Here is a 20,038-nt window from a genome sequence, read left to right as displayed (position 1 = left end):
ATGAAGGCGCTGGCGATGGTGCCCAGCGTGCTGCCGTACGAGAGCCCGCCGAGGGTGCCGTCGATCAGCGTCTTCACGGCCGCGGCGATCGCCGAGGCGATGACGACGATGATGATCGCGACGACCAGCGAGGGCAGGAAGGTGATGACCTGGGTGAGCAGGTCGCTGATCGGGTTGGGCCCGAAGACGCCGAACGCCATCTGGAGCACGAACAGCATCAGGGCGTAGTAGACGACCTTGCCGACGATGTCCGAGGCGTCGAGCTCGGACTGCTCGAGGGCCTTCTTGATGCCGCCCTTCTCGACGGCCCTGTCGAAGCCGACCTTCTCGAGCAGTGCCCCGATGGCCTTGGCGATCGCCTTGGCCACGAGGAAGCCGATGACCAGGATCACGAGGAACGCGAGGAGCTTGGGCAGGAACTGGGCGATCGACGTCAGACCGCTGGTGAGTGCTGATTTCATGGGTTGCCTTCGATGGGGTGGAGAACCCGGGGCCAGATGACCCCGGGGCGATGCGACGCGGTGCCGGTCACTCGAGCAAGGTCCTAACCCGATGTGACCTGCGACCCGGGGGTGGGGCCGGTGCCGTCGTGGGCCTCGGCACCATGTCGGGCTGCTGCGAGCAGCACGTCGGCGGCGTCGTCAACCAGACCGGCCAGGGCCGCGGTGACCTCGTCGAGGACCACCCAGCAGGGCTCGGCCACGGGGCTGAGCTCGACGTCGTCGACATCGATGACATGGATGTCGACGATGACGTCACCAGCGAGCCCGGCCATGTGCGACAGGGCGGCCCGGATGTTGTCACGCACTCCGGTCGCCGTCTGGAGCAGGCCGGCAGCGGTGCGGACCACGATCTGGACACTGACCGTGGTGGCGCCACCCGCGATCAAATCGACCCGGGTCTCGGAGTCGTTCGGCAAGCGCGGTGCGACCAGGTGGTCCACACCAGGTACCTCCCGGGCCGCGTGCGACGCGATTTGGGCCAGCACTGACTTGGACACCAACGCCTGGCTGTCACCGTCGTGGAGGCAGGGGCCGGGCAAGAGCATGCTCATGGGCACCGCCTCTCAGTTCGGGTTGGGCGTGATGCGGGGGTTGGACGCAGCAGCCGTAGCGAACGTCACGCAAAGCGGACGTAATCTTTTTTTGCACCCCGAACTGAGTAGATCGAGTGACCACAGACAGGTGCGCGGCGTGCGCCAGACCAACACGCGCACGACGGTCGGTCGACCGCGCGAAGCAGTGCGATGTGTCCGCGTTGTCTCGCGTGGCTCGCGGGTCCGAGTCCCCCCGAGACCACGGGAAGTGAGAACCGCCGTTTTGTGATGTACCTCACGTTCGGCAACCGTGAGGGTTTGAACCGTTCGTACGACTAACTGATGTCAACGTTCGATGAGAGGGATGCCATGAGCAGCACCACTGACAAGACCGCCGCTACGCCCCCGGGGTCACAGGTCGCCAAGCCCGACGATGCTCTGGTGACACCCCAGGGTCGAACCAGCATCGCCGATACGGTCGTGTCGAAGATCGCTGGTATCGCCGCCCGAGAGATCAGTGGCGTCCACGCCCTCGGGGGTGGTGGTTCACTCGCGGTTGGTGCGTTGCGTGAGCGCATCCCCGGGTCGTCGACCAACTACTCCCAGGGTGTGTCGGTCGAGGTTGGCGAACGTGAGGCCGCCGTGGACATCGAACTGATCGCGCAGTACGGCGTGGCGATCGCCGACTTGTCCGCCGGGATTCGTCGCAACGTGATCGCCGCGGTAGAGCGAATGACCGGCCTGCAGGTCACCGAGGTCAACATCTCCGTCAATGACGTGAACGTCGATGACGGGCCCGAAGACGACGACGAGGACGAGGAGCTCGCGGGCCGTGTCCGCTGAGCCCATCTGCTTGGCAGAGGCCGGCGTCGCGGACGCAATCGTCGAGTCGGTCCGCTCGGTGCCCGGGGTGGCCGGCCTCCATGGCGGCGCGTTCGGCGAGGTCGCCACCTACCTTCCCGGCCGTCGTGTGACCGGCGTCAGGCTCACCCCAGCCGGCGTCGAGGTCCACATCCTCGTGTTTTCCTCGAGCGCGGTCGTACCTACCGCTGAGGCCGTACGGCGCACCGTCCGGGCACTGGTACCCGGTCAGGTCGACGTCACGGTGCAAGATCTCGTCGGCCTTTGACACGCGATGCACGGCCCTTCGTGCCAACCCCTCACTGAACTTCAGCCCCGCTCACGTAGGAGAACGCCTTGCCCACCTCTACCGTCGGCCTCGTGGCCGGTCTACTTCTGGCTCTTCTCGTCGCTATCGGCGGCTTCAGCGGCCTATTGCTCGGCGTCGTGCTCGGTGCGGCCGGCTACCTCGTCGGTGCTCAGATCACCGGGCGAATCGACTTGTCCGAGCTCGTGCGGGGGCGCCGCGACTGACGCCAGCATCGCGACTGTGAGGCCCTCCGCGTCGCACGACACCATTGGCGGCGCCGGTTGCGATCTGTGCGAGGCAGCATGAGTGTGAAGGAGGCCGAGGGAACCGACCAGGTCGCCGAGCAATCGATCGCTGACCCGGGCAACACACCACCACGATGCGAAGAGACAGTTGACCGCACCAAGTAGGCACCCCGTCGCGACGGTCAGGGCCAGCCTGGTCCACTTAACGCTGCTTGCTTCGCGGCGAAAGCGGTGATCTCACAATCGCGCCTGGTCGATTGACCGGGCCGTGACGACAACTGCGGCGACCGCACCCAACGGACTCACCCCCACCGCTCTGGTGGGCCCCAGCACGATTGCCGCACCGTCGTCGGGGCGCGGCTAATCCGATTGGCCCTTCGTCCTGCGGCCAAACCACGGACGGGCAAGTGCCGACGTCTGCAACACGACCGACGCAGTCTCGGCCGTCACCCCAGAGGCGGCTGACCGCGACGTGGGTGCGTGAGCCGGACCGTCCGCGCACGCCTGCAACTCGCCACCCGCTTCGAGACGACGGCTTGACACAGTCGGTCTCAGGCCGAACTCGCACCTATGCACCAGCCAGGTCACCAGATCATTGACCGCCGCGACCTCAGAGCCAATGGCGGCGGCGGCGTCGCCTCAGCCAGAGCTTGCGCTCCGCATGTGCAGACTGCGCTGCTTGGCGAACGCGGCTCCCTGAAGCATTCTTGGCCCGCCGGCCCGCTTGAGCGATGATGGACTGCCCACCTACTTCCGCAGCGTGCATGCCCTGAGGGGCAAACCACGTTCGTTACCACCATCGCTGCTCCTTGATGGGGCCGTGCTCCGTGGGCCTTGGGTGTGGGACAATCAAAACTCTCAACGCGCCGGATCGCCGGTCCTCCCCCGGTCGAAACGACGACGTGCGCATGTCAGTGACCCGGTCCCGTCCTGCATCGCCCGCCCGACGCGGGCCTGCCGACTCCCGTTGTCGGCCTGCCTCTACAGCGAGGTGTAGGACGTTGACTGAACACGCAGCTCATGAGCACCCCAAGCCGAGTGATGCCGTCCTGGTGCGGCGAGCCACGATGGGTGATCGTGAGGCGTTCGGCTTGATCTTCGAACGCTACTCTGGCGCCGCTTACTTGTACGCCCTCAGGATGCTCGACGGCCATGAGCACGACGCACGCGACGTCTGCCAAGACAGCTGGATCAAGGTCTGGCAGCACTTGGACACCTTTCGCGGAGAATCCCAGCTCTTGACCTGGATATTGGCGATCGTCAGCCATCAGGCACTGGACAATCGCCGCCGGCGGCGCCCCGAGCCCGTCGATAACTGGATCATCGACGCCGAGGTCGCAAGCACCTCCTACCAGGATGATCAGATGGCCGACCTCGAGCTCTGGCAGAAGCTCAATGTTGCCCTGTCCGAGCTCCCCTGGCGCCAGAAGGCCGTCTGGCTCCTGCGCGAGATCGAAGGGCTGAGCTACGAGGAGATGGCGCATATTCTTGACACGAACACCACCGTGGTCCGTGGCCAGTTGCACCGCGCTCGCCGGACCGTGAGCGCACGCATGGAGCAGTGGCGATGACCGAACCCAGCGACCATCACGATGCCATTGACGGCATCCGCAGACAGGCGCGGCAGCAGTGGGCCTTGGTCGCCAATGATGTCCTCGAGCATGCCATGCGCGCCACCCGCACATCGCTCCCTCTGCGAGCACACACCCCCGAGGGCCCCATCTGGATCGCTGAGCAGGTTGTCATCGCTGCCCTGCGGCGCGCGATCGATGATGACCTCGACGGTGGGGCCGTCGGACGGGTCGTGATCGACGCTGACACCGAGCATGTCGTACACACGCTCACCATCGAGCTGTTCGGTCAGTTCGGTTACGACCTGCTTGTTCTGGCCGACCAGGCACGCGCCACCGCCGAACGAGTCTTGTGGGACAGTTTGCAGCTCGACCAGGTCGACATCGCCATCACCCCGCTGCACATGCATTTCACCGCAGTCACCTACGGTGACCCCCAGCAGGTCGACCCGTCGGACGAGTTCTGAGGACAGGACACCCGTCGGTGGTGACTCTCGATTCGCCGGGTACCGGGGCCTCGCCTGAAGTCTTGGTCGCCCGCGACGCACTGCCGCGCCCAAGCCAACCCACGCCGCGACGACCGCATGGGCGAACAGGTCACTTGGTGCACGTTCGCGCGCGAGAAGCACGAAAATCTGCTCGACAAGGCGTCACCGGTCGGTACCGGTCCGATCAGCTAGCGCCGCGGCGAGCGATGGCCGCGTCGGCGTGAACGTCGCGCCCGTGCTGACCCATGGGGACAGGGTTGGGGACGTGGGATGGGGTGGTGAAAAGCGATGCGCCTAACAGCGGTGCTGTGCGTCAATAGTTCGGTCGGACCCCTTGGGGGGTGGGCAGACGGGGTTGCGTACAGGGTTCACCGAGCGGTTCTACGCGCCGGCGTCCATGTTCGTAGACCTGGAGTCTTGGGACGTGCCGGATGGTTGCCTGCACTGTCCAACGTGGCGGGTCGAGTCAGCGGTGGACGACATCGGGGCCCCGGTCAGTCGGGAGTGGCACCAGCCGACCTGCCCGACGGTGGTGCTGTGGACCGAGGACCCCCCGCGAGTGGCGTCACGCAGGTGTTGACCCGGAACAGAGGATGCTCCGAGTGCTCGAGGTGAGCACCCGGAGCCCTCCCACCGCGGCCGGGCACACCCCGCGCCCGATCGCGGATTCCACCGTCTCATATGCGCCGCGGTAGGCGCAGCAAGCGGTCTCGGAACCGTCTGCGCGGAAGTCAGAGGAGTGCGTCGGACCTGTCGGTGTTGTCGGGGAGGTTGCGGGCGGCACGGACCGCGTCGGCGGGGAAGCGGCGGTGTCCGCCCAGGGTGTAGGTCACGGGCAGCTTGCCTGACTCGGCCCACCGGGTCACAGTCTTGGGCGCGACGTGGAACATCCGGGCGACCTCACCGGGGGTGAGGAGCTCGGTGCTGGTGTCGGTTGGTGCGGCCATGGGCTCATTCTGGCTCAACAATCTGGCCAGAATGAGCCGAATGACCTATCTGACTGCCCGGTCGGTGAATTATCTCCGGTGTGGGCCACCCGCGTGCAAGGCGCCGCGACGCCTGTGCAATGTGCCAACACGACTGTGAGACCAACTGGACATCTGATTGCCCCGCTGGTGCGGACGCTGGTCGATCAATCGACGCCGTTCGGTTCCGGCGCCATGTTGGTCGACGAAGGGCCGGTGGGAGAGAAGGCGTCGTCTTCAGGCCCCTGCGGGCCCACCGAATAGCGCGGCGAGCGCCTGGGGAAGAGTGTGGACGCCCAGCTGGCCGTAAGACATTTTGAGGTGCCGGTTGACCGTGGTCTCGCTCAGACCCAGTTCGGAGGCGATGGCAGAGACCCGCGCTCCCGCGTTGGTCCGAGTAAGCACCTCGAGCTGGCGAGCGGTGAGCTGGCCGGCCATCTCTGCTCTGATGGTGCGATGGGCAGGGTCGAGGTGACCGATGACTGCAGCCCGAGCGGTCGCCCTCGACACGATCAGTGGCCCCATCCGGGAGTACAGACCGCGAATGTGTGTACGCACGGTCGCCACCGAGACACTCAGCTCATCGGTTATCTCCGCGAGCGTCAGGCTCCCGCACAGCATGATCAGGACCTCGCTCTGACGGCCGCTCAATGGTGAGTCGAGTGAGTCAGATAGCGACTCGACGGCCGTCTGCCAGGCGGCGAGATGTGGCGATGGCTCGACCGGGGTGTTGCCGGCCTTTGTGGGGCTGATGGCCTGGCTGTAGTGGTCGCGGCGCGTGGGCAGCTGACGGCGACCGCGCAGGAGCTGCTGCTCGCCGATGCCGAGCGCGTTGGCCCAGGCAGCGGGATTGGTCAACGGGGCCGAGCCACGCATGACAGCGCCGGTATGCCCTGCAGACATCCCCAGTGCCGCGGCCAACGACCGCACACTATGCCCGGCATGCCAGCTGTACTCGTGGAGCGTTGGCCGGTCGCTCATCGGAGCCAGGTCCGTGGTCGCCACCCCCAGGGCCCGGGCGAGCAGCACCAGACCAGCTGGGGTCGGCGCCGTCGTCCCTGCCACGTAGGAACCAATCGACGCCGCCGACAACCCCGTCCGGCCCGCCAGATCAAAAGGCCGCATCCCCGTGTCTCGCAAAGTTGCGGACAAGCAGTCAGGACGCCAAGACACGATCGCGACGCGAACCACCATTCCCCCATCTGCAGCGCACGCGCGCTCCCGGTTTGATTCGACTGTCGCCACGCTCACCAGGAACTGAATGATCTCAGCGGCGGGAGCGGCGACGTGTTCAGGCAGAATCTCACCTAGTCGACGTCGCGACCCAGCGAGTACGCAAGCCGATCACCAAGCCGGGACCATTGTGCGGGGCAACCTGACCCCCGAGCCGCCCCGGGTACTCGCGACCTCGGGGCGGGTTCTTTGCGGGTGGTCGCGCCGCCTCGCCCCAGGGGAGTGGGCGTGTGCGGTTGAAGGGGGATCAACGACACCCGCTATATCCCTCTTGTCGGGCAGACCCCATCACGTTGACGCCACCAGTCCTCACGCCCGAATCCGTACGAAGCGACCTGGTGAGTCCCGGACGACAGCTCGCGGCCAGAAGGGGGTGCCGACCCCAGCCGGTGACCTACTCATCGAGCCCCGCTGGCGACTTTGGACTTGCACGAGGCGCCGTCGACCCGATCACCTCAGATCGAGCAGCAAGTCCACCGCTCACATCGACGACACCCCGAAGCGCATGCCGGGACAAACGAACCGCCTAACCTACGCACAGCGATCAGACGTGCGTCACATCTGCGGGTGCCCTGATCGTGTACACGCGGCTGCCCTCCGTCACGAACCGCCCGGTTCTGGACAGTCGGCCTGACGTTTCTACGCATCGACCGCGGTCGACCAGCGCAAAACAGTTCGTGCACGAGGTAATATAGTTGAGTTCTCAATTACTCCCGGGGGTACGGATGAAGTCAGCGGTGCACCTGTTTGATGGGTACGTCAGCGTCGAGGGCGAGGTGCGGGCCCGGTGCTCGTGCGGCTTCTTGACCGTGGGTCAAGCCGCGCAACGTTCGGCGCGGTACCAGTTGGTCACCAGCCATGGGCTGTCGGACCTGCTGTGTGAGGCATGCGGGCTTGACTGCACGACCGCCCGCCTCGAGGTCGGTCTTCCGGCGTCGTTGGCGATCCAGCCCGATCCGGTGGCCGGGCATCACCGACTGGTGTGCGCTCAGGGGTCTGGTGGGTGCGACTTGACCTCCCAGCTTGGCGCCGAGGCCGCCACCCAGGTCGCCGAGGCCACCAATACGATGACAGCCGGGGTCCGCGACCAGGTCGCGGCGTTCCAAGCCTCCACGATCGCCACCGCCGTCGGGGTGCTGATGGGCAGGACTGGCGTTGATTACGAGGCCGCTTGCGAGCGGTTGTCGGCCCAGGCCAGGCATCTGGGGATCAGCGTGCTTGAAGCAGCGAACCGGGTCGTAGCGGCCGCGGCCACGGTCCGTTGCCGCACTCGCGTGCGCACCGAACCCACGGTCGGCACCACCGACGAGCCCCAGCCCATGTGAGCCAAGCCCTTGGACCCATGGCACCCTTGACACCGTCCCACCTGGCCGAGGGCCCGGTGGGATGCGATCGAAGCGCCTTGGACGTAGCGTCGTCCATCTTGCCCGTTACGGCGATTGAGGTTCGCTCCTGTGGGGGATCATTCCGCCGCGTCCCGTGCTGCGTTCGGTCGAGGCCCCCATGTATCTGTTGTGCACCAGCGAACCGGAGTCGGTGCTGGTCGCGCTCGAGCACTTGGTCGTGGCCATCGGCGACGACGCCGAGCGTGGCCGCGCGGTGCGCGCAATCGCCGATCTGATGGCGGTCAGCGATACCATCAGCCCCTAGCCAACACCGGGGTCACGCCTTCTTCCACGGACTCTGTGCTGCAGCATCGTGGTGACGGTCTCGATACTGAGTTCGGCCCGGGCCGCAGGTGCCACGATTGGAGGCGGTGAGCCCGATGCCCTATCGGACGGTGCACGTGCTGGACGGATACCTGCTCGACGACGGACAGGTCCGGGCCCGTTGTGAGTGCGGATTCTTGACCCTCAAACAGCGCACCCAGGTGAGGGCGCGCGCCCAGCTGGCCACCACCCACGGTCTGACTCCGATCATGTGTGTCGGCTGTGGGCGCGATGAACCAGACTGGGTCGCGGCAGGCCTTCCTGCCAGTTTGACCATCGACCCCGACCCGATCACCGGCGACGACGTCATCATCTGTACCCCCGGCGCCGGCGGCTGCCAGATGACATTGGCGTTGCATCAGGTCTGACCCCGCCCCGGAGTGATCGGACTCGTCCGGCGGCGGGGTTGCAGCACCGGCGCCGAGCAACCCGCCCGTCGGCTCATTGGACGCGCCGGGCCCATTCGCCCCGAACCCCGAACCCCGAACCCCGAACCCCGAACCCGCGAAAGTGTTCGCCGCCGGCGGAATGGTCGATCATGTCGAGCTCGGCCGCCAGCTGGGGATCAACGCTGTCGGTCCACCAGGCAACGCCAGCGGGCTGAGCCACCACGACAGCAGTGCCCGGTGTGGCGGCGTGAGTTGGACCCGTTGGCGATGGAAACCTGCAGGACAGGGCTCACCGCGGTGGTCGTGTGCCGCATGTGCCCGACGCACCCCACGTAGACGGCGAACGCCTCCAACACGAACCCGAGCCGTTCCAGCTCACCCTCGGCCGGCTCGCGGATGCGGGCGTGGAGAGCAAGGCCGTCCCACCTGGACCCGGTGCAGCGGCGCCAGCATCACGGTCCCGTGCGGCAAGGAAGGAAACGCATGGATCAAATTCAGCTCACGCGGGACGGCCACGGGCGCCGGCAAGGTCACGATCTTCGCGTAACAGACGACGACGTTCGCTTTGCCGCTGGAGCTGGGTCGGGCACACGGGCAACGGCGCACTCTCCTGCGAGCTTGGCGATGGCAGCTGAGGACGACAGGGCGCTGACCAGCACCCATGTGCTGATGGGAAAGATGGGTCTCGATCGCGACCAGGTCCGCGTCATGTTGGCCCGGGACGCCTCGCACCTGGGGTGACGGAGTTCGAGGCTGCCAGCCGAATCATCGCCGCGGCTGCCGTCGACGCACGCGGCCTGGGCACCGGCGACCGGGACGACAGCGCGGGACCGTCCCCCACTGCGGTCTGAACGCACCGAACAGCCCTACAGGTCGGCTTGGTCCGACATGATGGCGACGTAGAACTGCTGGTGACACTCGGTCTTGTGGTCGTCATCGAACCAGCGCGCGGTCACCTCGAGGACCGAGTCACGTGGCGCCCCACCGCGCACGGAGTCCAGCACCCAGGTGGCCTGGGCACCGGCAGGAAGATCCAACGATGCCGCGATCGAGCGCAGCTGATACTCCTGGCCGCTGACCGCAGACGTAGTGAAGGTCAGCGTCGTCGCGGCCAGGTCACCGGTGTTGGCGACCACCAGGTAATTGCCCGCACCGCGGTCCAGCCCGAGCCCGGTCGGCCCAGCAACCCGCCGCTCCACCCGACGATGCGACCAGAACAACCGCACACCCCGGCCACGCGGGCCTGCGCCACGGATCTCCTCATTGCCAGCCATGATCTCCCAAACGTCAACACCTGGTGCCGGCCCTCATTATTGGGCCCGACTTGAACACCGCGCCGGGCCGCGCAGTCTCAACGCTCGACAGTGGTATCGCCGTCCCTCAGCACGGCGTGGATCGCGGCGGCGGGGAGCCGGCGTTGGCCACCCGGGTGCGCACGGTGGGCAGCCTGCCAGTCTTGGCCCACCGGGTGACGGTCTTGCGATCGACACCAAACAGGTCGGCGACCTCACGCGGGGTGAACAGATCAGGCTCAGAAGAGGTCGACACGACAGGCATTCTGGCGACCCGGGCGACACAGTTGAAACTCGGCAGGGCTCAGATCGTCACCACGAACGATCCCGAACCCACAGACAGAGCAGATGTGCCGGCGCAGTTGTCGTTCTGCTCAAGGCAGGTCCTGGGTTTGTCATCGGAGCCGATCCGGGGACCCGAGCCCCGCGGAGCCAGTTTCCGCGTGCCCGGTGAAAGGCAAGCCTTGTGCGACTGCAGATAGCCAGAACCAGGCCGACCACCGACATCACCGGCGCCACCGATGAACCCCAACCCATCTAAGCCGGCCGACTACTTGGATGTGCGCTGGGGGCACGACGCTCGTAACGTCATGAGGTCTCGTCATGACCGGATCGGAGGTGGTGCCCTGTGGACGATCGTGATCTCACGGCTTGCGACTGGCTGCCTGCCGAGCCGCCCACGTACCTGATGTGCACCACCGAGCCCGAGACCGTGATGGTCGCGCTCGAGCACTTGATCGTGGCCACCGGCGACCACGGCGAGCGTGGCCGCGCGATGCGCGCGCTGGCCGACTTGATGGCCGTCAGCCCGACCGACAGCCGCTGAGCGCGACCACGCTTGCCCCGCCCGGAATGGCCATGGGAGCCCGGCACAGCGACACCAGGGGTGGTCGCGCCGCCCGCCCCTGCCAGGGAGGGTCTGCGGCAGGACGACGCGACCAGCAGGAATTGGGTGCAATTCCTACATATAGGGTAGATGCATGTCGCCCGGCTCGCCACCCTTCGAACAGTCATTACAAGAATGCAGTGCCCGGAACGAGGTTCGGCTAAGGGCGCTGCGGGTGTTGGTCGAGGCCGAAGACGTGCTGGACGACCTGTGCTGGTGGTTGCTCGACCTGTACGAGACCCCGAGCACGCCGCCATCAGCGCGCGAAACGAGCGCCTGACCCGTCCTCGAAGTTCCCCCGTTGAAGCCCCGAGGACGGGAAGATGAGGGGCCGCACCGCCCGGCGCCACGGGGATGGGACAGTTCAGGCTACGCGTGCCCAACTGGACCATGCCCACCAAGCGCCAGGCTCACATCGCCGCCAGGTGACTGCCACGCGGCCGTCGTCCAGGTCGACGTGACGCGTGGCCTCGTCGCAACGCCGCGCCATGCCGCCAGCCGGGGGAGTGGTCCACAGTGTCAAGCTCAGCAAACGCGTTGTGTGCGGGGAGTGACTGTGCCCGTGCGCCACAGGCGAGCCAATACGTCGGACGTGGCAGGCTGATGACCGCACTCGATCGCGCCTGAACCCAAGCCTTCTGGGGGTCGTGGATGCCTGCACCGCACGACGAGCTGATCGCGCTCGCCGCACAGCATCTGCACACGCACGAGACACCCGGGCGAGGTGGCGAGGGCTCGCGTGGCCGCAAAATCGGGCATGTCGCCGCAGCACTGAGAACCCTAGGCGGCTCGACGTTTACCGGCGTCGGTCGTGACACAGACGTTGGCACCAACCCCTTAGGTCTACCTGCAGAGCCGCCCAGCGGACCCGAGGCCCTGGGCGGCTCTACTACCCCCGGCGCCAATACGCCGTGGAAACGCTCGCTCACCCGTCGCCGGGATTCCCCGTCGGACGCCTCGGCGAGACAGCCACAGTGCGGGGCCGCGTCACCCGGTGGCCTACGGGGAGGAGGCGTGTCAGGCGGCACGGGCCCGCCTGCACCCTCACTGGGCGACGCGTGGGTGTCACCGTGGCGCAAGACGATCGGCCGGGCATTTGGCGCGTCTTGGACCTGACCCACAATCGCGTTCCAACCGCGGCTGAGGTGTTCCAGGGGTCGTGAGGGGGCGCGCCTCGGGCTCGCCCCGGTGAGTGTGTCCCCCCTCCGACACGGATCACCGGACTTGTGCCTCATGGCTCCGAGGCCGTCCACGAAAACATATAGCCTCGGCCTATGAGCCACGACGACGTCGCGACGTTGCTGGAGCGGGCGCTGGAGGACAGTCTCGCCTCCCTTAATGCCGGAATCGGCCCTTTCGCGCCCCACCTCATGTTGCTCGGTGGCCCCAGCGGATCTCGCGATCGCACCTTGCAACACATCCGGTTTGGACCGGACCTGGCCGAGGGTCTCGCCACGGCTCAAGCACGTGTGACGACCGGCAGCAGCGAAGCCTACGTAATCGCCTGGGATGGGTTCGCAACCGTTGGGCATGATCGACATGACGCTGTTCTGCTCGAAGCTGGCAGCGCCGGCGAGCCCCTCGGATGGCTTCATGCCCAGCCCTACCAATCGCGATGTCGACCCCTCCGCAAATCTGTCGTCGAACGAGTTGGCGAGCTACTGCTCGTAGATCAACCGGCCTCACGCCTCGTTAAATAAGCCACTGCGGCCCGCGCAGCACGACCGCTCAGGCTGCGGCACCCAAATCCGGGGTGATATGAGGCGCGATGTCTACGTGCGCTTTCATGACTGTGAACGCGACTAGGTCGCGGGCCGAAACACCGCCGCACGTGTGTTGCCTGTCGTAGACGACAACGAAGCGGTGGAACGTACAGAGCGCACCCGGCCAGATGCTGGTCGGCGGTGTCTGCTCGACGGGGTTGCCGAGTCAGTGCGCGAAACTCGCGACGAGACTTGGCTCATGTTCGACCGGGGTCGGCCGATGAGGGCACTGCGTCGTGGCGTCGACGTCTTCGTGGCTCCTGCACAGATCGGTCGGTTCATGTCTCTTCTCGCTCCTGCTAGAAAAGCCGCGGTCGTTGTCCTTGCGGCCGCCGGTCTGACCGCCGGGCTGTTGGGCTCGGCGGCATCGGGGGCGACTGCTGCGACCGGTACGCCGTCCGTATCGGTCGGTGCGGTCGCGGGCGGTGTCTTGTACCGCTCGGGCGACTCCGCGTGGTTCGTCGATCCCCGAACGCCCAAGCAGCGACGCAACGAGCTGCGGGTGCCTAAGAGGCCGGGGTCCTACGAGGGCAGACTGCGCGAGACCCGCGCGGTGTACCGAACCCACGCAGGCCGCCTGGCCGTGCCCGCCAACTACGCGTTCGGCCACCACCTCTCGCGCGGTCAGGCACTGACGCTGGACCGAGCGGGCCTGTTCGAGATGAACACCGCCGACCTGTCCCGCTCCGCCAAGAAGCAGCTCAAGCGCACCGCCAAGACCCTCACCAACGCCACATCCATCCGCTGTGAGGGATACGCCAACTACGGCAGCAGCACCGCCAGGGCCCGCCATCTATCCAAGGTCCGCGCGGCGCGCGTGTGCAAGGCGCTCGCAGCCAGCAACCCCGGTCTGGCCACGACCGTGGTCGGCTACGGATCTCGCCACCCAGCCGTCGTGGGCGGCACCGCCGCCCAGCGCGAGCTCAATCGCCGTGTCGTCGTCCAGATGACCGGCACCAAGCCCGCACCCCCCACGACGCCCACGACGCCCACGATCAAGGCTCCCGATGCTCCGACACTGACGCACGTCACAGCCATAAAGAGCGCGGTCTTCTACGCAGTCACTGCTCCGTCCGGCGACGGCGGCTCGGCCGTCACCGGCTACGAGGTGTCGACCGGGGGGACATGGTCCGCGGTCAGCACCCCCGACGCGGACACGCTGCCACACATCAAGTCCACGTTGTGCGGCGGCGAGTGCGCGCAGGGTCTGATCTTCGGCCAGCTGCGCGACGTGACAGGCGGAACGCCCATCTCCCTGCAGGTGCGGGCGGTGAACAAGGCCGGCGCCAGCCAGCCGTCCAACAAGACGACCGTCACGGTGTCCACCGCACCCTCGGCACCCACCGACCTCGCCGCCGAAGGCAACGACGGTGTCATCACCACCACCTTTAGGGCCCCGGCCCGCACCGGCGGCTCGAGCATCACGGGGTACCAGATCTCGTACAACGGCGGCCTGAGCTGGAGCGACGTTGCCACCCCGGGTGAGGCGCCGTGGACGATCACGAGCACCGGATGGACCAACGGGACCGACATCGACGTCGCTGTCCGCGCCCTTAACACCACCGGTGCCGGAAAGAGTGCCGTGACCAAGATTCGGGTGGCCACCGTTCCCCAGGCACCCGCGCTCGACGAGCCGGCTCTCGACGCCACCACCGCAGTCCTGTCATTCCTCGCTCCCTCCTTCGATGGCGGCACGACGGTGACCAGCTACGAGATCTCTTTCGACAAGGGTCAGAGCTGGGACTCGTTCCCCTACACCTCGTCGGGAACCGATGCCTACACCGCGGAGCTGTCGGACCTGACGCTCGGCACCGAGTACCACGCGGCGATCCGCGCTCTCAACGACCGCGGCCACAGCGCGTCCAGCAACGAGATCGTCTTCACGCCCGCTGTCGCCCCCGACGCACCCACCGAACTCGCAACCGCGGTCCAGGGCAACGCAGTCACACTGACCTTCACCGCGCCCGACTTTGACGGCGGGACACCCGTCACCGGCTACGAGGTCAAGGTCGACGACGTCGACTGGGCACCGCTCAAACTGGACCAGGGCACCAACGAACCGATCAGCGCCACCCTCGCCAACCAACCGGACGGTGCCCACACCTACCAGGTCCGTGCGATCAACAACCGCGGCGCCTCGGCCCCGTCCGGCGCCACGTCCGCAACGATCACCTCGCCCACGCCCGACGCACCCACCATCAATGCGTACGGATACAACGGGTCAAGCCAGGAATGGGTCGTGCTTTACAGCGCGGGCGCGAGCAACGGAGAAGCCACCACCGGCTACGAGGTGTCAATTGAAGGCGGTCCCTGGATCGCGGCGAGCCGCTACACCGGCTCCGATCAGGCGTACTTCTCCTGCCCCGGCATGCAGTGCGGATGGAACTACGGATCATCAGTTCGCCTGCGCGCCGTCACCGCCAACGGCCACTCCGAGCCCAGCACTGCATACGCCAGCGACCCAATTTGATACTCAACAACTCCGTGCACGGACCACCGAGCAATAGTCGGTCGCACGTCGCCCACAATCCCCAATGTGTCGCGGCTGAGCACCACAACCCGGCCAAGAAATGACATGAACTTGGCCGTCGGATTTTTCCCGCTCCGGCATTGACGTCGGAAGGAGGCCCCGGTGTGCTTGGTGAAGGTGTCATGCAGTCATGAGCCAGCGGCGGCCTCTACGTCTCACGCTGATGCCCGCCCTGACGCCGCTGGGGCATCGCTTGGTCGTCTACTGGGTTGCCGCCGGTGCACCCAAGGCCCGTGTCGCGGCGGCGACGGGGATCGCGGCGCACGTTGGCCAAGTCGTCGCGACGTTCGCCGCGCACAGCGCGGCGGGTCTGGAGACCGGTCCTCACGTCCCCATCACAGCCCGACACAGTCCGGCGCCCAGTGCGAAACACCCGCCCTTGATGCCCGCACCCAGCTACTGTGCGGCCAGACTGGGTGTTCAGATCACCAGCGTTCCGACGTAGATCGTGTCTCGGAATCTTCAACATTGCTTGCCTGGTCTACCTGACACGACGATCAGTATCGGGGCCTCGCGAACTGCCCGAAAAGCCAGGATTTTTGGGTCGCCGGAACAATATTGTCGGGAGCCTTGGTCAAGCTACCCCCGTGAGAGGCGTGAAGTGTCCTACGACGCGCGGTGCCATCGCCAGCGAGGCCGAGGCGCGGCAATTCGCCGCGGGCGTCTTGAAGGGTGCGAACGCTGTCCGATGCCCGTACTGCGGGTGGTGGCACGTTGTGGGCATCGGATCGCCAATCAAGCGCCCCAGCAAGCCCCGACGCCGTCGACGTCGCTGATGCCGACCGGCCAATCGGGTGCCGCCCGTCGTGAGCAACTGTCGGAAGCGGTTTGATGACCGGCCTGGGGTACTTCTACTGCCTGATGGCCCTGTTCAGGGCATACCGGTTGCGCCAACACGGGGCAGATGCAGTAGCTGGGCGGCTCGAGGATCAGGCCGATGATCAGTTGACAGTGATCCGCATGCGCGTCAGCGATCCCGCACAGGCCTGGTTGGCTCGTGCCGGCACCGGCCTGTGTCTGGCCCTGTCGGTGTTTCTGGGCCTCGCGGACGACTATGTCAACGCGGCGGGGTGGGCTGTTCTTGCCGGGTGCTGGGAGTTCTCAGAACGCACCAGGCGCCGGGTTCGGCCCGACGTGCTCAAGGCCCTTCGAGATCGCGGGGGACTCCCAGAGCCGCTGCGGCGCGACACCAGCGCCACCCGAACCCGTGTGACTCAGAGGTACGCGACCCTCACGGCGGTTCTCTTTGCTTCCGCGACCGTTCTGGCAGTCATGGCCAGCCATTTCGGCAGCGTCGTGCTTGGCGCAGTCGCCGTTGTCGTCGGCGGCCTGACTCTCGCCGCCTTGGCAGCTGCGGGGTGGTCGAGCGTGTGGATCTATGGCGACGAGGAGGCGCCCGATTAGGTCGCCCAGCTAGCCCCGAGTCACGGGATTAGCAGGCCGCGACTGACATAAGGTAGATTATCGGCAATCATTCTCAATAGGCGAAAAGCCTGCAAATCGCAGGCCTCTGAGCAACTTCGTGGACGACTTCTAGGCTGGGCTGGTGTCGCCACCGGACAGGTATCCCGAGGGCCGGCTGTCGCCTGCCAACACCATGTGGCGTGCGGAGTACGCGGGACTTGCCCCGCAGCTGGTGGCCGTCCTGGGCGACGCGTGGCGGGTCGAGCACGTGGGCTCGACGTCGGTTCCGGGCCTGTTGGCCAAGCCGGTGATCGACGTGGCTTTGGGCGCGCCTGTGGATGGGGACTCCGACGGTGCGAGTGAGCGTCTGGCCGAAGCGGGCTGGACGAGTCTGGTCCCGGTCGGCGACCACCAGGCCACCTTCCTCATCCGCGATGGTGTCCGCGCGGCGATCGGACACGTCTTCACGCACGCCCAGTGGCCTGAGGCGCACGTCCGACTGTTCGCGCAGTGGCTCCGCGAGCACGCCGACGACCGCGACAGGTACGCACGCCTCAAGCAGTCGCTGGTCGCCCAGCAGATCTGGGGTGAGGAGTACACGTCCGCCAAGGGCGAGTTCGTCCTGCATGTGGTCAACCAGGCGCGACGACAGAGAGGACTGCCGCTGCTGCGCGGCCCGCTGTGAGCAGATGAGGCGCGCAAATCGTGCTGGGGTCATCGGACCGCCTCGAGCGCGTCGAGAGCCCGCAGTAGGTGCGGCTCGACGCGGCCGGGGTCGAGTGTCGACAGCTCCTTGCGGGTCCACCACCGGACCGCGGCGAACTCCCGGTCGTCTACCTCAAGAGCGTCGGTGCTGTCTGCGTTGACGGCGAACCACAGGCTGACGTCGATGTGCCTGCTGTCGGGCTCACCCACGGTCTCGGTGACGGTGAGGAAGAAGGGGCGGGCGCCGACGACGGGATCGAACTCCACGTCCACACCTAGTTCTTCCCTGGCCTCGCGTCTCACCGTCTCGGCCGGGTCCTCTCGTGGCTCGACGTGCCCGCCGGTTGGTAGCCACCGGCCTGCGAGGCGGTGGTCGCACAGCAGAAATCGTCCCTGGGGCCGATCTACGACGAGGAAGTACGAGACCAGATGCGTCGACGGCGTCTTGGGCTTCCCTCTCCGATAGATGTCGTCGGTCGATGAAAGCCAGGCCAACGCCTCGCGCTTGTGCTGGAGTGCGAGCTGATCGCCCGTCCGCAGGACGCTCACCGACTCAGCGACGCTGGACACAGCATGATGCGCGCTTGGAAGCTGCAGTGGATCGTGCGCGCCATCCGGCCCGCTGCCATTGCGGCCGGTCACTGCGGTGTCTCTGCCTGGCGATGAGCGGCCAGCAGTCTCCGGACGATCTCGCTAGCAACCTGGGCAGGTGAGAGGTCGGTGGTGTCCACCACCTGCGCTTCCTGCCGGAGCCACGTTCTTGCCGCCTCTGCGTAGGGCGCGAGGTACTGCAGCCTGAACGGAGATGGCACCACGTGTTCGCCTGCGATGCGCTGGCGCAGCGTTGGCTCGGTGGCATGCAGGACGAAGTGGTCCACTCGGATCTGGTGCTGCGCAAACCCAGCGCTGATTTCGCGCCAGTATTCTTCCACCAAGACGGTCATTGGGATGACCAAAGTGCCGCCCGTGTACTCGAGCACGCGGCGCGCAGTGTCTACGACCAAAGGCCTCCAGGGCGGCCAGTGCTGGAAGTTGTCGGTCTCTGGCAGGCCGGGCGAGATGTCCATCAGCGTTTCGCCGACCTTTTCGGCGTCGAACACCCGCGACCCTGGAATCAGCGGCTGAACCAAGGCGCTAGTGGTTGTCTTTCCCGATCCGTGGGTGCCGTTGATCCAGACAACACGTGGGCCAATGGCAGGGAGCGCGCTCGGGCCGTCACCGGTGCCTGAGTTGGGGATCACGACCATCAGAAGCCCTTGGACACCGCGGCGCCGGCGCGCAGCCAGGCGCGTTGGGTGTTGGGACGCAGTGCGTCGAAGTTGATGATCCCGGAGTACAGGGCCGGGTCGTGCGGGATCGTGACGACGGTGCGGACCAGGGGTCCGAGGTCGGCGACGATGCGGGCCATGTTCGGGTCCTTGCCCGAGGTGCGCTGGGAGACGATCGCGACGGCGTTGCGGGCGAGCTCGGCGGAGTGCTCGTCGCGCTGGGCCAGGGCCTCGAGCATGCGGGCGCCGGCCTCGGCGGTGTCCTCGACGTTGGTGCAGGGCACCACGAGCTGGTCGGCGGCGGTGATCATCGCGCGCCAGTTCGAGGCGCGCTCGGAGTTGCCCGAGTCCATGAAGATCAGCCGGTAGTACTTGGCGGCGACCTCGTGGACCTGGCGGACCTCGTCGCCGGTCATCTCGTGCTCCGAGGCGGTGGACTGGTCGGACCACAGCACGTCGAACTTGTCGGCGGGCTGGTGGTGCACGTAGTGCGCCAAATGGGCGGCCTGGGCCTGGGAGCCGAGCAGGTCGCCGGCGTACGGGAGCAGCTCGAGGACGGTGGCCTCGTGAGGGCCCTGGCGGGTGCGCCAGGCGGCGGTGCCGCGGGTTTCGTTGTTGTCCCACCCCAGGACGCCGGCGCCGCCGTAGCGGCCGAAGATCGCCGACAGGCACACCATCGTGGGCGTCTTGTTCGCCGAGCCCTTCGGGTTCGCGATCGCAATCGTCCTGGGTCCGGGCCAGTGCTGGGAGACCTGTCGGACGTCCTCGCGGAACGCCAGCTCCTCGACCGAGGGCTTGGTCTTCATCCTCATCTTGTTCAGCGCACCGCGCCAACCGTGGCGGGCGGGCTCGATGGTCGGCTCGTGGGAGATGAACGACTTGCGCCGCCCCTCGGTCGGCGCCGTGGTGGCCGGGGCGTCGGGCTCGACGTCGGCACGCCGGCGCGCGCCCGGTGCCGAAGGTGCCGGGGCTGGCGGCGCGGGCGTGTCCCAGCTGGTGGGCAGCCCGGCGACGGGGTCGACGTCGTTGGCCGACTCGTCGAGCGGCTTGTCGTCGAACAGGCCGGTGCTCCTGCGCGCCGCTCGGGCGGCTCCCTCGAGCATGTCGTCGGCCTCGTCGTCACTCACCGGCGCGATCGCGTATGCGCGGCCGTCGGGGTGCACAGTGAGCCGGTTGCGGCCGGTGCTGTCCGAGGCGAGGGCGTAGACCGGGCGGCCGAGCCGTTGCGCGTGGCACACCGCCACAGCGTGAATCGCCTCCGCGTGCGGGGACCCGGCCGTGGCGTCGGCGACGCGTTCGCCGTCGACGACGACCTGGTGCTCGTCGATGCTCACGACGATCACCGGGTACAGCTCCGGGGGTGCCGGCTCGGTGCTGATCTGCTCGGTCATGGTGGTGTTCCTT

General features: G+C 66.9%; 22 protein-coding genes. 13 read left to right on the top strand and 9 right to left on the bottom strand.

Going from position 1 to position 20,038, the window contains the following annotated elements:
• Both ACI6PP_RS13265 and ACI6PP_RS13260 read right to left on the bottom strand, forming a co-directional pair.
• A partial coding sequence (locus ACI6PP_RS13265) for a mechanosensitive ion channel family protein (RefSeq protein WP_421112073.1) occupies positions 1-461 on the bottom strand: 461 nt, incomplete at its 3' end.
• A gap of 83 nt (positions 462-544) precedes the next feature.
• Positions 545-1,054: an Asp23/Gls24 family envelope stress response protein gene (locus ACI6PP_RS13260; RefSeq protein ID WP_421112072.1), complete on the bottom strand. Its 510-nt coding sequence runs from the start codon at positions 1,052-1,054 to the stop codon at positions 545-547.
• A gap of 351 nt (positions 1,055-1,405) precedes the next feature.
• Between ACI6PP_RS13260 and ACI6PP_RS13255 the strand changes: the two genes are divergently transcribed.
• From ACI6PP_RS13255 to ACI6PP_RS13235, 5 genes are all read left to right on the top strand, one after another.
• Positions 1,406-1,879: an Asp23/Gls24 family envelope stress response protein gene (locus ACI6PP_RS13255; protein ID WP_421112071.1), complete on the top strand. Its 474-nt coding sequence runs from the start codon at positions 1,406-1,408 to the stop codon at positions 1,877-1,879.
• On the top strand, positions 1,869-2,165 hold the full coding sequence (locus ACI6PP_RS13250; RefSeq protein ID WP_421112070.1) for a hypothetical protein: 297 nt from the start codon (positions 1,869-1,871) through the stop codon (positions 2,163-2,165). The genes ACI6PP_RS13255 and ACI6PP_RS13250 overlap by 11 nt, the downstream gene beginning before the upstream one ends.
• Before the next feature lie 68 nt (positions 2,166-2,233).
• A complete protein-coding gene (locus ACI6PP_RS13245) occupies positions 2,234-2,410 on the top strand; it encodes a DUF2273 domain-containing protein (protein ID WP_421112069.1) in 177 nt (58 codons plus the stop codon).
• A gap of 1,022 nt (positions 2,411-3,432) precedes the next feature.
• Positions 3,433-4,002, top strand: coding sequence for an RNA polymerase sigma factor (locus ACI6PP_RS13240; protein WP_421112068.1), 570 nt, complete (start codon positions 3,433-3,435; stop codon positions 4,000-4,002).
• Entirely contained in the window at positions 3,999-4,469 is a 471-nt protein-coding gene (locus ACI6PP_RS13235) for a hypothetical protein (protein WP_421112067.1), read from the top strand. Before ACI6PP_RS13240 ends, ACI6PP_RS13235 begins: the two co-directional genes overlap by 4 nt.
• A 752-nt stretch (positions 4,470-5,221) precedes the next feature.
• On the opposite strand, the gene ACI6PP_RS13230 is transcribed toward ACI6PP_RS13235, so the two are convergent.
• Positions 5,222-5,437 carry a BldC family transcriptional regulator gene (locus ACI6PP_RS13230; RefSeq protein ID WP_421112066.1) on the bottom strand — a complete coding sequence of 72 codons (216 nt, stop codon included), beginning with the start codon at positions 5,435-5,437 and terminating at the stop codon, positions 5,222-5,224.
• A gap of 255 nt (positions 5,438-5,692) precedes the next feature.
• On the bottom strand, positions 5,693-6,376 hold the full coding sequence (locus ACI6PP_RS13225) for a LuxR C-terminal-related transcriptional regulator (protein WP_421112065.1): 684 nt from the start codon (positions 6,374-6,376) through the stop codon (positions 5,693-5,695).
• A gap of 1,037 nt (positions 6,377-7,413) precedes the next feature.
• Here ACI6PP_RS13225 and ACI6PP_RS13220 point away from each other — a divergent pair.
• The 3 genes from ACI6PP_RS13220 to ACI6PP_RS13210 all read left to right on the top strand — a co-directional run bounded on the left by ACI6PP_RS13220 (position 7,414) and on the right by ACI6PP_RS13210 (position 8,765).
• Positions 7,414-8,013 carry an ANTAR domain-containing protein gene (locus ACI6PP_RS13220; RefSeq protein ID WP_421112064.1) on the top strand — a complete coding sequence of 200 codons (600 nt, stop codon included), beginning with the start codon at positions 7,414-7,416 and terminating at the stop codon, positions 8,011-8,013.
• 154 nt (positions 8,014-8,167) lie between these two features.
• A complete protein-coding gene (locus ACI6PP_RS13215) occupies positions 8,168-8,338 on the top strand; it encodes a hypothetical protein (protein WP_421112063.1) in 171 nt (56 codons plus the stop codon).
• A 106-nt stretch (positions 8,339-8,444) separates the two neighbouring features.
• Positions 8,445-8,765 carry a hypothetical protein gene (locus ACI6PP_RS13210; RefSeq protein ID WP_421112062.1) on the top strand — a complete coding sequence of 107 codons (321 nt, stop codon included), beginning with the start codon at positions 8,445-8,447 and terminating at the stop codon, positions 8,763-8,765.
• A gap of 887 nt (positions 8,766-9,652) precedes the next feature.
• Here ACI6PP_RS13210 and ACI6PP_RS13205 read toward each other — a convergent pair.
• Both ACI6PP_RS13205 and ACI6PP_RS13200 read right to left on the bottom strand, forming a co-directional pair.
• Positions 9,653-10,060, bottom strand: coding sequence for a hypothetical protein (locus ACI6PP_RS13205; protein WP_421112061.1), 408 nt, complete (start codon positions 10,058-10,060; stop codon positions 9,653-9,655).
• Positions 10,061-10,166: 106 nt separating this feature from the next.
• Positions 10,167-10,343 (bottom strand): helix-turn-helix domain-containing protein, encoded by a 177-nt coding sequence (locus ACI6PP_RS13200; RefSeq protein WP_421112060.1) that lies wholly within the window; start codon positions 10,341-10,343, stop codon positions 10,167-10,169.
• A gap of 363 nt (positions 10,344-10,706) precedes the next feature.
• Here ACI6PP_RS13200 and ACI6PP_RS13195 point away from each other — a divergent pair, with 363 nt between their 5' ends.
• From ACI6PP_RS13195 to ACI6PP_RS13175, 5 genes are all read left to right on the top strand, one after another.
• The gene (locus tag ACI6PP_RS13195) at positions 10,707-10,904 is read left to right on the top strand and encodes a hypothetical protein (protein WP_421112059.1); all 198 of its coding nucleotides are present in this window, start codon (positions 10,707-10,709) and stop codon (positions 10,902-10,904) included.
• A gap of 154 nt (positions 10,905-11,058) precedes the next feature.
• A complete protein-coding gene (locus tag ACI6PP_RS13190) occupies positions 11,059-11,244 on the top strand; it encodes a hypothetical protein (RefSeq protein ID WP_421112058.1) in 186 nt (61 codons plus the stop codon).
• 1,682 nt (positions 11,245-12,926) lie between these two features.
• Positions 12,927-15,197 (top strand): fibronectin type III domain-containing protein, encoded by a 2,271-nt coding sequence (locus ACI6PP_RS13185; RefSeq protein WP_421112057.1) that lies wholly within the window; start codon positions 12,927-12,929, stop codon positions 15,195-15,197.
• Between the two features lie 891 nt (positions 15,198-16,088).
• A complete protein-coding gene (locus ACI6PP_RS13180; RefSeq protein ID WP_421112056.1) occupies positions 16,089-16,661 on the top strand; it encodes a hypothetical protein in 573 nt (190 codons plus the stop codon).
• A gap of 142 nt (positions 16,662-16,803) precedes the next feature.
• The gene (locus ACI6PP_RS13175) at positions 16,804-17,346 is read left to right on the top strand and encodes a GrpB family protein (RefSeq protein ID WP_421112055.1); all 543 of its coding nucleotides are present in this window, start codon (positions 16,804-16,806) and stop codon (positions 17,344-17,346) included.
• Positions 17,347-17,375: 29 nt separating this feature from the next.
• On the opposite strand, the gene ACI6PP_RS13170 is transcribed toward ACI6PP_RS13175, so the two are convergent.
• The 3 genes from ACI6PP_RS13170 to ACI6PP_RS13160 all read right to left on the bottom strand — a co-directional run bounded on the left by ACI6PP_RS13170 (position 17,376) and on the right by ACI6PP_RS13160 (position 20,025).
• Positions 17,376-17,915, bottom strand: coding sequence for an NUDIX hydrolase (locus ACI6PP_RS13170; RefSeq protein ID WP_421112054.1), 540 nt, complete (start codon positions 17,913-17,915; stop codon positions 17,376-17,378).
• A gap of 89 nt (positions 17,916-18,004) precedes the next feature.
• Positions 18,005-18,466: an ATP-binding protein gene (locus tag ACI6PP_RS13165; protein WP_421112053.1), complete on the bottom strand. Its 462-nt coding sequence runs from the start codon at positions 18,464-18,466 to the stop codon at positions 18,005-18,007.
• Positions 18,467-18,612: 146 nt separating this feature from the next.
• A complete protein-coding gene (locus tag ACI6PP_RS13160) occupies positions 18,613-20,025 on the bottom strand; it encodes a MinD/ParA family ATP-binding protein (protein WP_421112052.1) in 1,413 nt (470 codons plus the stop codon).
• Positions 20,026-20,038 lie beyond the last annotated feature (13 nt).

It is taken from the genome of Solicola agrisoli, assembly GCF_049059935.1.
In the GTDB taxonomy this organism is placed as follows: Bacteria; Actinomycetota; Actinomycetes; order Propionibacteriales; family Nocardioidaceae; genus JAURVT01.
This window is presented reverse-complemented; position numbering and strand designations above follow the sequence as displayed.